This window comes from Rhodococcus sp. NS-SX18 (genome assembly GCF_057367935.1).
Window position 1 is genome coordinate 675,606 of record NZ_CM170633.1, and the last position, 13,453, is coordinate 689,058.

Consider the following 13,453-nt stretch of genomic DNA (forward strand, 5'->3'; position numbering starts at 1 on the left):
CCGATGACATCGGCACTCGACCTCAACGCGCCGTTGCCGGCGCACTGGTTGCTGGTCTTCCTGGTGCAGGTCACCGTGCTGTTGCTGTGTGCGCGGGTCCTCGGCGGTCTGGCGGTCAGGCTCGGCCTGCCCACCCTTGCCGGAGAGTTGCTGGCCGGAGTGCTGCTCGGGCCGTCCGTCCTGGCGCACGTGGCTCCCGGCGTGTGGGGGTGGCTGTTCCCTGCGGAGGGCGGGCAAGTCCACCTTCTCGACGCCGTCGGCCAGTTCGGCGTACTGCTGCTCGTCGGTCTGGCGGGAATGCACGTGGACGTCGGGCGTCTGCGACGGCTGGCCGGCCCGGCAGCCAAGATCAGCCTTGCCGGCCTGCTGATTCCCCTCGCACTCGGTGTCGGCATCGGTGCGATCGCGCCGCCCCCCATGCGTCCGGAGGGCACGAGCCCGGCCGTCTTCGCGATGTTCGTCGGGGTGGCGATCTGCGTGACCGCAGTCCCGGTCATCGCCAAGGTGCTCATGGAACTCGGGCTGACCGACGGCAAGATCGGGCAACTCGTCCTGTCCGCAGCGGTGATCGACGACGTCATCGCCTGGTTCCTGCTCTCGCTGGTGTCCGCGTTGGTGACGGCCGGGGAACTGGGGGCATCGGACGTGCTGGAGCCGGTCGGATGTCTTGTCGGTGTCGTGCTCTTCGCCGCGACGGTCGGCAGGATGCTCGTGCGCCGCGCGGTGCGCCACGCCGAGGCGTCACGCGATTCGACTGCGATGGTGAGCACGGCGGTGATCCTCGTCCTCGGCGGTGCGGCGGCCACGCACGCCATGGGACTGGAGCCGATCCTGGGTGCATTCGTCGCCGGTGTCCTCGTCGGCTCCGGCGGCGTGCGGGCGCCGGTCCTCGCACCCTTGCATGCGGTTGTCATGTCGGTCCTCGCCCCGCTGTTCTTCGCCACCGCAGGGCTCCGGATAGACCTGTCCGGTCTGCTCCGACCCGGTGTCCTGCTGGCGACGGCGGGGCTCCTCGTCGTGGCCGTCGCCGGGAAGTTCGCCGGTGCGTTCGTCGGCGGCAGACTCAGCGGTCTCGACCGCGCGGAATGTGTCGCTCTGGGGGCCGGGATGAACGCACGCGGTGTGGTGGAGGTGATCATCGCCACCGTCGGTCTGAGCCTGGGGGTGCTCGGCACCGAGGCGTACACGGCCCTGGTCCTGGTCGCCGTCGTCACCTCCGTCATGGCCCCACCCATCCTGCGCCGCGCCGTCGGCCGCTCCGACCGCGCTGCCGAAGAGCAACCCGGCGCGCGACCCGCCGAGTCCCGGTCCGGGGCCGGCACCGTCTCACTCGAGGAACCACGATGACCCTGTCCCGATCCGAAACCGCGCATCCTCCGACATCGCTGCCGCCCGGCCCGAGGTTGCCCGCCGTGGTCCAGACCCTGCTGTTCACGCTGGCGCGGCATCGTATCTATCCCGTGCTCACGCGGCGCTACGGTGACACCTTCCTGATCAAGCCCACCGCGCCGTACCGGCCCATGGTGGTGCTCGGACGGCAGGAGGACATCCGGACGGTCTTCGCCGGCAGCCCCGAGATCTACCATGCCGGCGAGGGCAACGCCATCATGCGTCCGGTCATGGGCGAGCACGCCGTGCTGGTCACCGACGAGGACCGGCACAGGCGGGTCCGGCGGCTGCTCACGCCCGCGTTCAGTGCTCGGGCACTGCAGGGCTACCGCGACGACGTGACCACGCTGGTCCGGCACGAGGTCGCGCAATGGCCCGTGGGCCGCCCCTTCGCCACATTGGGGCGGCTGCAGGACCTCATGCTGGAGGTCATCCTCACCGTCGTGCTGGGTGTCACCGCGCCCGACCGCCTCGCCGAGCTGCGACCCTCGATCCGGCACATCACGGAGATCGACCCGATCACGTTGATGGGACTGCACAGCCCGAAGCTTGCGCGGATCCGGCCCTGGAGCACGCATTGGAAGCATCAGCGCAGATTCGACGAGATCGTCTACGCCGAGATCTCCGAACGCCGGGTCGCAGGCGACCTGCACGACCGGACCGACGTGCTCTCCCGGCTGGTGCAGGCCGCGGTGGACGACGCAGACGGTGGGCTCGGCGATGCCGAACTGCGTGATCAGCTCATCTCCATTCTCCTGGCCGGGCACGACACCACGGCCACGGGGCTGGCGTGGGCCTTCCACGAACTGGTCCGCAACCCCGGCGTGCTGGTGGCCGCGCAGAAGGCGGCGGACACGGGGGACGACGAGTATCTCGGCGCGGTGGCCAGGGAGGCGCTGCGCATCAAGCCGGTGATCCAGGATGTGGCCCGGCAGCTCACCGCACCTGTCGACCTGGGCGGATACCAGCTGCCCGCGGGCATCACCGTGCTCCCCGCGATCGGTATCGTCCACGCCGACCCCGAGCATCACGAATCACCGGGCCAGTTCCGGCCGGAGCGGTTCCTGGGCGTCCAACCCGCGCCGAACACCTGGATTCCGTTCGGCGGCGGTGCACGCCGGTGTCCGGGTGCCGCGTTCGCGGCCATGGAGATGACGGTCGTCCTGCGGGAGGTGCTGCGCGCCTACGATCTCAGCCCGCCCGGCCGGCATCCGGAGAAGCAGAAGGCACGCAACATCACGACCGTTCCGTCGCGGGGAGCTCGCGTAGTGGCCCGGCGACGCACCACGAAGGCGGTGACGCTGTGAGCCCGACCGTGTTCACGGGAAAGACGTGTGTGGTCACCGGTGCCGGGTCCGGAATCGGCCGCGCACTCGCCGAGAACCTGGCCGGTCGGGGTGCGCGACTCGCGCTCTCCGACATCGACGGCAGCAATCTGGCCGAGACTGCGCGCCGATGTGAATCCCTCGGTGCCCACGTGTCGACGGCACTTCTCGACGTGTCCGATCGAGACGCCGTCTCGCGGTACGCCGAGGAGGTGGTTGCGGAGTTCGGCATCGTGCACCAGGTGTACAACAACGCGGGCATCGCCTACTTCGGCAGTGTCCTGGAGTCGGACTTCGCCGCCATGGAACGCGTCCTGGCGGTGGACTACTGGGGCGTCGTACACGGGACGAAGGCGTTCCTGCCGCACCTCGTCGCGTCGGGCGACGGTCACGTCGTCAACATCTCGAGCCTGTTCGGCTTGCTCTCGCTGGGCGGGCAGAGCGCGTACAACTCGGCGAAGTTCGCCGTCCGAGGATTCACCGAGGCGCTGCGCCAGGAGATGATCACCGAACGGCTTCCGGTCCGGGTCACGTGTGTGCATCCGGGTGGGATCAGGACTGCGGTGGCACGCAACGCGACGACGGCTCGGGGGATCGACGCGGCGGCGGTCGCGGAGATCTTCGATCGGCGGCTGGCGTTCCATTCACCGGAGATGGCGGCCCGGGCCATCGTCACCGGGGTGCGACGCCGCAGGGCGCGCGTGGTGATCGGCTGGGAGGCGAAGGGGCTCGACATGTTTCAGCGAGTGACCGGAGCGGGGTATCAGCGGGTACTGGCCGTGACCAATCCGTTCACCGCCGCAGCGGATCGGAACCGGAAATGACCGAGCACTTCGATGTCGTCATCGTGGGGGCCGGACTGTCCGGTATCGGCGCCGCCTGTCGTCTCGGACGGGAACTTCCGGACAAGACGTTCGCTGTCTTCGAGGCACGCGCGCGCCTCGGTGGCACCTGGAGTCTGTTCACCTATCCGGGTGCCCGATCCGACTCCGACATGTTCACCCTGAGTTACCCGTTCAAGCCGTGGCGCGGCGCGGACGCGATCGCCGGCCGGCAGGCGATTCTGGACTATCTCGAGGAGGCCGCGGCCGAGGGCGGTCTCGACGGCAGGATCCGGTACAACAGCCGTGTCGTCGAGGCGTCGTGGGATTCGGCCCGCTCGCGGTGGAGTCTCACCGTCGAACAGCGGGTCGGCCCGGACGAGACGGCCCGCCGCACCGTGACGTGTGCGTTCCTCTACGCCTGTGCCGGGTACTACGACTACGAACGCGCATACACCCCCGATTTCGAGGGCATCGAGTCGTTCACCGGAACGGTGGTCCATCCGCAGTTCTGGCCCGAGGAACTGGACTACGCGGGCCGACGCGTCGTGATCATCGGGAGCGGAGCCACGGCCATCACCTTGGCGCCGTCGATGGCGGAGCACGCGGAGCACGTCACGATGCTGCAGCGCTCACCCACGTGGGTGTTCCCGATTCCGCGCCGGGACGTCGCTGCGGACTGGGCGCGGGCAGTGCTGCCGCCGCTCGCAGCCCATCGGTTGATGCGTGCGAAGAACATCGCCTTCACCGGCTCGCTGTACTGGTTCTGTCGCCGGTATCCGCGGGCCGCGCGGTCGCTGCTGGCCGGTCTGGTCACCCGCTCCCTGCAGGATCGGGACGCCGTCGCCGAGCACTTCACTCCCACCTATGCGCCGTGGGATCAGAGGCTGTGTGCCGTCGTGGACGAGGATCTGTTCACCGCGATCCGGCACGGCACGGTCACGATGGTCACCGACCACGTCGACCGGTTCCTCCCGGCGGGGATCCGGCTGCGGTCGGGGCGTGTCCTCGAAGCCGATATCGTCGTCACCGCAACCGGATTGCAGATGCAGGTGTTCGGCGGCATCGACTTCGTCGTGGACGGCCGGCCGGTGACGATGTCCGACGAGTTCCTCTGGCAGGGCACGATGGTGACCGGGGTGCCGAATTTCGCGGCGGGGATCGGATATGCGAATGCGTCGTGGACGTTGCGCGCGGATCTCAACGCGCGCGTGATGTGCAGGGTGCTGCGCCATATCGACCGCAACGGACAGGTGCCGGTGGTGCCGCGCCGGGAGGAGACGTTGTCGGCGCGTCCCTTCCTGGATCTGTCGTCGGGCTACATCCGCCGGTCGGTCGATCGGTTTCCGCGTCACGGAGATCGGGATCCCTGGCGGGCCAGGAACTATGTGCGCGACGTTCTCACCCTTCGGCGCACATCGCTGCGGGGGTCGCTCGCGCCGTTCGGGTCCACAGGAGCGTCTCGTCGACGCGAAGGCACTCCCGGACAGAATGTTTCGTCCTTCGGCCGAACCAGACTTGTGTAGACCATAGTCAGCCGTTTAGAGTCGGACCATGGTCGAATCAAGTCGGACGATGGTCGGCGAGCAGACGGGCGACGCCCCGGTTCGGGACCGATCCAATCTCATGTTGCTCGTACTGTGTTCGGCGGCGTTCATGGCGATGCTCGACGTGTTCGTCGTCAGTGTCGCCTTCGCCGCGATCGGGGAGGGGTATCCCGGATCGTCCCTGGCGGACCTGAGCTGGGTCCTGAATGCGTACACCATTGTGTATGCGGCCCTTCTTATTCCGGCCGGCCGCCTGGCCGACCGATACGGTCGCAGGGCAGGGTTCGTCGTGGGGCTCGTGGTGTTCACGGTCGCGAGCCTGGCGTGCGCGTTCGGTCCGACACTGTGGTGGCTCGTCGGATTCCGGGTCCTGCAGGCGGTCGGTGCGGCGGCCCTGACCCCCACGAGCCTGGGTCTGCTGCTGACGGCACTGCCGCCCGAGCGGCGCGCCACGGCGGTGAAGATCTGGGCCACGTCGACCTCCCTGGCCGCGGCGGTCGGGCCGGTGATCGGCGGGGCGCTCGTGAAGGTGTCCTGGCAGTGGGTGTTCCTGATCAACGTGCCGGTCGGCATCGCGGCGGTGGTGGGGGCCGTCGCGTTGCTGCCCGAGACGAAGGACGCTACCGTGACGCGGATTCCCGACCTCCTCGGCGCGACGGTGCTCGCGGTGGCGCTCGGCTCGCTCGCCCTCGCGCTGGTGAAGGGGCAGGAGTGGGGCTGGTCGGGAACCGGCACCCTGACCGCCTTCGCGGTCGCCGTCGTCGGGCTCGCCGCAGTGGCCGTCCGGATGCGACGGCACCCGGCGCCGGTCGTGGATCCCGCGCTGCTGCGGGTGCGGTCCTTCTTCTGGTCGAACGTCACCGCCCTGCTGTTCTGTACGGCCTTCGGCGCGGTATTGCTGAGCGTGATCCTCCGATTGCAGACGGGTGCGCACTACAGCGCCCTGGTCACTGGTCTGGCGGTGGCACCGAGTCCGCTGATGGTGCCGATCTTCGCGGCGGTGAGCCAGCGCCTGTCGAATCGTCTCGCGCCGTCCACCCTCGTCGCGATCGGCAACGTGCTCGTCGGCGTCGGTGTGATCGTGCTGGCCGTCAGCGCCACCGAAGAAGTGCACTACGCCACGCAGGTGCTGCCGGGTTGGCTCCTCGTCGGTGTGGGCGTCGGCTTCTCGCTGCCCAACCTCCTGGCCAAGGCCACGGTCGATCTGCCGCCCGCACGAGTGTCCACGGGCAGTGCGGTGGTCAACACCAGCCGTCAGATGGGGTACGTGCTGGGCGTGTCCATGCTGGTCGCCATTCTCGGCGAGTTCGGTTCGGCCGACGCCGAGACGTTGGCGGTGTTCACGTACGCATGGTGGGCGATCGCAGTGGTCGCGCTCGCGAGTGCCGCCACCGCGATGGGGATGAGGTCGCGCCGAGCGTCCGCCGAGGTGCTCCGGTAGCGGCAGCCGGGCGACGGACCCGCCGGTCGCCTCGTGCGCCGCAGCATCGGACCCCGATGCCGCGGCGCACCTCGCGGCCCGTCAGGGACGGCGTCCCCGGCCGAAAATCACTCGTGCCGGGTCCCGTGCGCCTGCTAGCGTCGCGGCACCCCCGCCTCCGAGTGAATGCCGATCGACGTGACCACCCTCGACCTGACCACCCGCCGCTTCGCGCCACTGACCCTGCTCGGCGTTGCCACCCTGCTGTCCGCCACCGGCAACGGCATCGTGGTCGTCGCACTGCCGTGGCTGGTGCTCGAACAGACGGGCCGGGCGACCGACGCGGCGATCGTCGCCGGTGCAGGCACCGTGCCGCTGCTGCTGGCGAGCCTGCTCACCGGGACCGTGGTCGACCGTTTCGGGCGACGGCGCACCGCACTGGTCTCCGATGCGCTCTCGGCACTGTCGGTCGCGGCCGTCCCGGTCCTCGCCGCGACCGTCGGACTCTCGGTGCCCCTGCTGGCCGTGCTCGCGGCCCTCGGCGCCGTCTTCGACCCGGCGGGCATCTCGGCGCGCGAATCGATGCTGCCGGCTGCGACCCGCGCCGCCGGGTGGTCACTGGACCGCGCCAACAGTCTCTACGAGGCGAACTACAACCTTGCGTACCTGATCGGCCCGGGTATCGGCGGCGTCCTCATCGCAGCCGTCGGCCCCGTGAACACCCTGTGGGTGACGTCGGCGTGCTTCGTGCTCTCCCTCGTCACCCTCACCTTCCTCCGGCTCGAGCACGCCGGCCGGCCCGACCGGTCCACCCGGCCGGCGTCGCTGTGGGCCGGCACGCTCGAGGGGATGCAGTTCGTGTGGCGAGACCGGTTGCTGCGCACGCTCGCACTGGTCGACATGGTCATCGTGGCATTGTTCCTCCCGATCGAGTCGGTGCTGCTTCCGACCTACTTCACCGGCATGGACGCACCGGCCCGGCTCGGCTGGGTGATGATGTCGGTGAGTGTCGGTGGGCTGGTGGGAGCCCTGGCCTACGGTGCCTTCGCGTCGCGTCTGCGGCGCCGCACCCTGATGCTCGTCGCGGTCACGGTGCTGGGTGCGGCGACCATCGGCATGGCGTTCCTGCCGTCGCTGTGGGTCCTCGTGCTGCTGGGCATCCTCATCGGCCTGGCGTACGGCCCGGTGGGGCCGATCGTGAACTGGGCCATGCAGACCCGCAGCCCGGAGCACATGCGGGGCCGTGTCGTCGGCGTGATGACCTCGACCGCGTACGCGGCGGGCCCGGCCGGGATCCTGGTCGCCGGGCCCCTGATCGACTCGACGGGGGTGCGCACGACGTTCTTCGCGCTGGCCCTGCCGATGGTCGGTGTCGCGGCGGTGTGCTTCGCGCTGCCCGTCCTGCGGGAACTGGATCCTGACGCGGAGTCCCGTTCGCCCTACCGTCCGTAGCCGCCTCCACCCGGGGTCTCGACCACGAGCACGTCATCGACCTCGACCTCGACGGAGTCGCAGCCGGCCATGCGGGTGACGGTGCCGTCGGCGCGCTCGACGCGGTTGCCGCCCAGGGCTCCCGGCTCGCCGCCGGCCATCCCGTACGGCGGCACGCGCCGGTGCCCGGACAGCGTGCTGACGGTCATCGGCTCGAGGAACCGGAGCCGCCGCACGGCGCCGTCACCGCCGCGCCACCTGCCGTCGCCGCCGCTGCCGTGCCGAATCGTGAACGCTTCCAGCAACACCGGCAGGCGCCACTCCAGTACCTCCGGATCGGTGAGTCGCGAATTGGTCATGTGGGTCTGCACCACCGATGTCCCGTCGAACCCCTCGCCCGCGCCCGACCCGGAGCCGAGCGTCTCGTAGTACTGGTACCGCTCGTTGCCGAAGGTGACGTTGTTCATGGTCCCGGCACCCTCGGCCTGCACCCGTAGCGCCGCGTAGAGCGCGCCGGTGACTGCCTGCGACGTCTCGACGTTGCCCGCGACGACCGCGGCGGGGAATTCGGGGGCGAGCATCGACCCGTCGGGTACGACGATGCGCAGCGGACGCAGACAGCCGTCGTTGAGGGGGATGTCGTCGGCGACCAGCGTGCGGAAGACGTACAGCGTCGCGGCCCGCGCGACCGAGGAGGGCGCATTGAAGTTCGACGCGAGTTGTGGTGACGTACCGGTGAAGTCGATCGTCGCCGAACGTGCCTGCCGGTCGACGGTGATCCGGACCGCGATCACCGCACCGGAGTCCATCTCGTAGCGGTACTCGCCGTCGTGGAGACGGTCGACGACACGGCGCACTTCCTCCTCGGCGTTGTCCTGCACGTGCCGCATGTACGCCTCGACGACGTCGAGACCGAAGTGGTCGATCATCCGGCCCACCTCGACCACGCCGCGAGCATTGGCCGCGACCTGGGCGCGCAGATCCGCGAGGTTGGTGTCGGGGTTCCGGGACGGGTACGGGCCGCCGCTGAGCAGCGCCCGGGTCTCGGTTTCCCGGAAGGACCCGTTCTCGACGAGCAGCCAGTTGTCGAACAGCACGCCCTCCTCGCGGATGTCGCGGCTGGCGGCGGGCATGGACCCCGGTGTCGTTCCGCCTATTTCGGCGTGGTGCCCGCGGGAGGCGACGAAGAAGAGGATGTGCTCGCCGGACCCGTCGAACACGGGCGTGATCACCGTGACGTCCGGCAGGTGGGTACCGCCGTGGTACGGGTCGTTGACCGCGTACACGTCACCGGACTTCATCGACCCGTGCCGGCGGCGCACCACCTCCTGCACGCTCGTCCCCATCGAGCCGAGATGGACGGGGATGTGCGGCGCGTTCGCGATCAGGTTTCCGTCCGGATCGAACAACGCGCACGAGAAGTCCAGGCGTTCCTTGATGTTCACGGACTGCGCGGTGGACTCGAGAGTAGTGCCCATCTGCTCGGCGATCGACATGAACAGGTTATTGAAGATCTCGAGCATCACCGGATCGGCATGGGTGCCCACCGCCGCGTCGTCGTGGGCGCGCACCCGCGCCAGCACGAGATGGCCCTGTTCCGACATCGCCGCCTCCCAGCCGGCCTCGACGACGGTGGTCGAGTTGTCCTCCGCGACGATGGCCGGGCCGGCCACGGAGTCGCCGGGGGCCAAGTGCTCACGACGGTACAGCGGTGCCTCGCGCCACGACCCGTCGACGAACATCCGGACGGTGTCGCGGGGTGGGCGGGTGGACCCGGTCGCGCCGCTGTCGGTGCGACCGAGCCCGGACAGATCGGGCCGGCGCGTGGCCCCGACGGCCTCGACCGCGACGGCGTCGACGATCAGCGGCCGGTCCATGAGGAACGAGTAGGTGCGCCGGTGCACGGCCTCGAACTCGGCGGTCATCGTCGCCGGGTCGGCGAGCGCGACGGGCACGGAGGTGTCGGTGCCGTCGTAGCGCAGGTGTGCCCGGGCGGTCACGTCGATGCGCTCGGTGGGCACGTCCTCGTCGAGCAGTTCCGTGCGCGCCGCAGCTTCGAGTTCGGCGGCGACGTCGCGCAGCCGGGGCATCGCCTCGTCGTTCAGTTCGACGACGACGGACTGCTCGCGCATCGCGGTGGTGTCCGCGAGACCCATGCCCAGCGCGGACAGGACACCGGCCAGGGGCGGCACGAGGACGGTCCGGATGCCGAGCGAGTCGGCGACCGCGCAGGCGTGCTGTCCGCCGGCCCCGCCGAAGGTCGTGAGGGCGTACTCGGTGACGTCGTGGCCCTTCTGCACCGAGATGTGCTTGACGGCGTTGGCCATGTTCGCGACCGCGATCTGCAGGAAGCCCGCGGCGACCTCCTCGGGGCTGCGGTCGTCGCCGGTCGCCTCCCGGATCTCGGCCGCCAGGGCGGTGAACCGCGCCCGCACCGTCTGCTCGTCCAGCGGTTCGTCGCCGCCGGGGCCGAACACGTGCGGGAAGTGGGCGGGCTGCACGCGCCCGAGCATGACGTTGGCATCGGTGACGGTGAGCGGGCCGCCGCCCCGATAGCAGGCCGGACCGGGGTCGGCGCCGGCGGAGTCGGGCCCCACCCGGTACCGGCTGCCGTCGAAGTGCAGAATCGATCCTCCACCGGCGGCGACGGTGTGGATGTCCATCATGGGGGCCCGCAACCGCACCCCGGCGACGACGGTGTGGAAGACGCGCTCGTATTCGCCCGCGAAGTGCGACACGTCCGTCGACGTGCCACCCATGTCGAACCCGATCACCTTGCCGAACCCGGCCAGGGCCGACATCCGGCTCATGCCGACGATGCCTCCGGCCGGACCGGAGAGGATCGCGTCCTTGCCGCGGAAGTGCATCGCCTCGGTGAGCCCGCCATTGGACTGCATGAACATCAGCCGGACACCCGGCAGTTGGCCGGCCACGCGGTCGACGTAGTGGCGGAGCACGGGGGACAGGTACGCGTCGACGACGGTGGTGTCGCCGCGCGGGACGAGCTTCATCAGCGGGCTCGCCTCCGCGGACAGGGAGATCTGGCCGAAGCCGAGACGCTCGGCGAGGTCGCCGACGGCATGCTCGTGCTGCGGATACAGGTGGCTGTGCATGCACACCACGGCGACGGAGTCGATCCCGTCGTCGCGCACCTGCCTCAGATCGCGCTCGAGCCGATCCAGATCCGGGGCCCGCAGCACCGTGCCGTCGGCTCCGATCCGTTCGTCGACCTCGATCACCCGCTCGTACAGCAGCTCGGGCAGCACGATGTTGCGGTCGAAGATCCGCGGCCGGTTCTGGTAGCCGATGCGCAACGCGTCTCGAAAACCTGAGGTGATCACCAGGGCGGTCCGGTCGCCCGTGCGCTCGAGCAACGCATTCGTCGCGACGGTGGTGCCCATGCGCACCTGCTCGACGAGGCCGGGGGTGACGGGTTCGCCGACCGGTACCCCGAGCAGCTCCCGGATCCCGGCCACGGCCGCGTCCCGGTAGCGGGACGGGTTCTCCGACAGCAGCTTGTGGGTCACCAGGGTGCCGTCGGGCCGACGGGCGACCACGTCGGTGAAGGTGCCGCCGCGGTCCACCCAGAACTCCCAGCGCCCGGGTGCCCGGTCTCGTCCGCTCGTCTGCTCCGCTGTCGCCATGCCAGCAGGTTAGTCACCGCGTACGGGACGGCTCCGGACCCCGGGACTCAGGTGGTGACGGCAGCGGCCGTCGCCGGGGCCGGCGCGATCTCCCCGCGTCCGATGCCGCGCCGGGCCCGGGCCGCGCCGATCCCGCGGCACGCCAGGTAGATGACGAATGCGATGGCGGTGATGAACGCCGAGACCGGCACCCCCGGTGCGAGGGCGAGCAGGATGCCGCCGACCGCGGAGACCTCCGCGAAGAGTACGGCCAGCATCGTCGCGGCCAGCGGGCCGCTCGCCACGCGGGCCGCAGCGGCGGCCGGGGTGATGAGCAGCGCCATCACCAGTAGCGCCCCGACGATCTGCACGCCGAGGGCGGCGGTGATTCCGACCAGAACGGCGAAGACGATGGACAGCGCCCGCACCGGCACTCCGCGTGCCGCGGCGACCTCGGGGTCGGTGCTGGCGAACAGCAGTGGCCGGTAGATGACCAGCATGGTGCCGATGACGCCGACGGCGCAGGCGGCGAGCAACGCGATGCCGGTGCCGCCCGGCGCGACGATCTGGCCGGTGAGGAGGGAGAACGCGGCGCCGGTGCGGCCGTCGTAGGCCCAGAGCAGGAGCACGGCCAGCCCGAGCCCGAACGCCATGACGACGCCGATGACCGAGTCGCGTTCGCGGGCTCGGGTACCGAGAACGCCGAAGAGGACGGCCGCCACCACGGCACCGACCACCGCACCGAGCCCGACGGAGACCCCGACGATCAGGGCCGCGGCGGCACCGGTGAGGGAGAGTTCGGAGGTGCCGTGCACGGAGAACGCCATCTGACGGCTGATCACCAGCGGCCCGATCACGCCCGCGAGCAGGCCGAGGATCGCGCCGGCGAGCAGTGCCTGCTGTACGAAGTCGTACTGGAGCAGGTCGACGGTGGCCTGCACGTCGAACATCCGGCCCATCGCGTCGGTGAACTTGCTGCTCAATGCTGATCCTCGTGATGGTCGTGGTGGACGCCCTCCCCGGGGCGTAGTCCGCCGGCACTGCCGAGTGCGTCGATGGCGTCGCCGGTGCCGACGACGACGAGACGGCCGCGGATCTCGAGGACCTCGACGTCGGTCCGGTACAGCTCGGAGAGCACCTCGGAGGTCATCACCTCGGCCGGGGTGCCGATGCGGAACTGTCCGTCGACGAGATAGAGCACGCGGTCCACCAGCGGCAGGATCGGGTTGATCTCGTGGGTGACGAACAGCACGGCGGTGCCGTGTTCGCGGCGGCGACGGTCGATGAGGGACGACACGAGGTGCTGGTTGGCCAGGTCCAGGCTGAGCAGCGGTTCGTCGCAGAGCATGACCCGGGGGTCGCCGACGAGTGCCTGCGCGATGCGCAGCCGTTGCTGCTCGCCGCCGGAGAGGGAGCCGATCGGGGCGTTTGCGTAGGCCTCGGCGCCGACCTGCCGGATCGCGGCGTCGACGGCGCCCCGGCGGGCCTTCCAGTAGCGCAGGCCGGTGCCCCAGCGGTGGCCGTCGACGCCGAGCCCGACGAGGTCGCGTCCGCGCAGCGGCACACCTTCGTCGAGCGACTTCTGTTGCGGCACGTAGCCGACGTGCGAGTTGCCCGTGCGGGCGGGCACGCCGGCGATCGTGGCGGTGCCGCCGCTGAGCGGGAGCTGGCCGAGCAGGACCTTCAGCAGCGTGGACTTGCCCGCGCCGTTGGGGCCGAGCACCGCGACGAACTCGCCGGGCTCGACGGTGAGATCGAGATCCCGCCACAGGACACGGTCGCCGAAGGCCATGCCCGCGTTGCGGAGTTCGACGGCGGCGCTGAGGCCGGGGGCCGTCGCAGGCGCGCCCGGTGCCGTGGCGGTGCCGTCCGGGGTGACGTCGGCCGGTGTGGTCAC

The 13,453-nt window shown here is 70.3% G+C and carries 9 protein-coding genes; 6 read left to right on the plus strand and 3 right to left on the minus strand.

Annotated features, from left to right (window positions below):
* Positions 1 to 3 precede the first annotated feature (3 nt).
* The 6 genes from AC2IPW_RS03145 (at position 4) to AC2IPW_RS03170 (ending at position 7,954) form a co-directional block, all read left to right on the plus strand.
* On the plus strand, positions 4 to 1,347 hold the full coding sequence (locus AC2IPW_RS03145; RefSeq protein ID WP_486376261.1) for a cation:proton antiporter: 1,344 nt from the start codon (positions 4 to 6) through the stop codon (positions 1,345 to 1,347).
* Positions 1,344 to 2,696 carry a cytochrome P450 gene (locus AC2IPW_RS03150; RefSeq protein WP_486376262.1) on the plus strand — a complete coding sequence of 451 codons (1,353 nt, stop codon included), beginning with the start codon at positions 1,344 to 1,346 and terminating at the stop codon, positions 2,694 to 2,696. The genes AC2IPW_RS03145 and AC2IPW_RS03150 overlap by 4 nt, the downstream gene beginning before the upstream one ends.
* Entirely contained in the window at positions 2,693 to 3,538 is an 846-nt protein-coding gene (locus AC2IPW_RS03155; protein ID WP_486376263.1) for an SDR family NAD(P)-dependent oxidoreductase, read from the plus strand. Before AC2IPW_RS03150 ends, AC2IPW_RS03155 begins: the two co-directional genes overlap by 4 nt.
* Positions 3,535 to 5,061 (plus strand): flavin-containing monooxygenase, encoded by a 1,527-nt coding sequence (locus AC2IPW_RS03160; protein WP_486376264.1) that lies wholly within the window; start codon positions 3,535 to 3,537, stop codon positions 5,059 to 5,061. Before AC2IPW_RS03155 ends, AC2IPW_RS03160 begins: the two co-directional genes overlap by 4 nt.
* A gap of 49 nt (positions 5,062 to 5,110) precedes the next feature.
* A complete protein-coding gene (locus tag AC2IPW_RS03165) occupies positions 5,111 to 6,523 on the plus strand; it encodes a DHA2 family efflux MFS transporter permease subunit (RefSeq protein WP_003935949.1) in 1,413 nt (470 codons plus the stop codon).
* Between the two features lie 165 nt (positions 6,524 to 6,688).
* Positions 6,689 to 7,954 carry an MFS transporter gene (locus AC2IPW_RS03170; RefSeq protein ID WP_289377133.1) on the plus strand — a complete coding sequence of 422 codons (1,266 nt, stop codon included), beginning with the start codon at positions 6,689 to 6,691 and terminating at the stop codon, positions 7,952 to 7,954.
* Here the strand turns inward: AC2IPW_RS03170 and AC2IPW_RS03175 are convergent.
* The 3 genes from AC2IPW_RS03175 to AC2IPW_RS03185 are packed head-to-tail and all read right to left on the minus strand — an operon-like array spanning position 7,942 to position 13,348.
* Positions 7,942 to 11,577, minus strand: coding sequence for a hydantoinase B/oxoprolinase family protein (locus AC2IPW_RS03175; RefSeq protein WP_486376265.1), 3,636 nt, complete (start codon positions 11,575 to 11,577; stop codon positions 7,942 to 7,944). The genes AC2IPW_RS03170 and AC2IPW_RS03175 overlap by 13 nt on opposite strands.
* A 47-nt stretch (positions 11,578 to 11,624) precedes the next feature.
* On the minus strand, positions 11,625 to 12,539 hold the full coding sequence (locus tag AC2IPW_RS03180) for a metal ABC transporter permease (RefSeq protein ID WP_486376266.1): 915 nt from the start codon (positions 12,537 to 12,539) through the stop codon (positions 11,625 to 11,627).
* Positions 12,536 to 13,348, minus strand: a complete 813-nt coding sequence (locus AC2IPW_RS03185) for a metal ABC transporter ATP-binding protein (protein ID WP_052033949.1) — start codon at positions 13,346 to 13,348, stop codon at positions 12,536 to 12,538. Before AC2IPW_RS03185 ends, AC2IPW_RS03180 begins: the two co-directional genes overlap by 4 nt.
* Positions 13,349 to 13,453 lie beyond the last annotated feature (105 nt).

Coding starts and splice junctions, on each gene's coding strand:
- AC2IPW_RS03145 (WP_486376261.1), top strand. CDS start 4: ATGACATCGGCACTCGACCTCAACGCGCCGTTGCCGGCGCACTGGTTG.
- AC2IPW_RS03165 (WP_003935949.1), top strand. CDS start 5,111: ATGGTCGGCGAGCAGACGGGCGACGCCCCGGTTCGGGACCGATCCAAT.
- AC2IPW_RS03170 (WP_289377133.1), top strand. CDS start 6,689: ATGCCGATCGACGTGACCACCCTCGACCTGACCACCCGCCGCTTCGCG.
- AC2IPW_RS03185 (WP_052033949.1), bottom strand. CDS start 13,348: ATGGCCTTCGGCGACCGTGTCCTGTGGCGGGATCTCGATCTCACCGTC.
- AC2IPW_RS03150 (WP_486376262.1), top strand. CDS start 1,344: ATGACCCTGTCCCGATCCGAAACCGCGCATCCTCCGACATCGCTGCCG.
- AC2IPW_RS03160 (WP_486376264.1), top strand. CDS start 3,535: ATGACCGAGCACTTCGATGTCGTCATCGTGGGGGCCGGACTGTCCGGT.
- AC2IPW_RS03175 (WP_486376265.1), bottom strand. CDS start 11,577: ATGGCGACAGCGGAGCAGACGAGCGGACGAGACCGGGCACCCGGGCGC.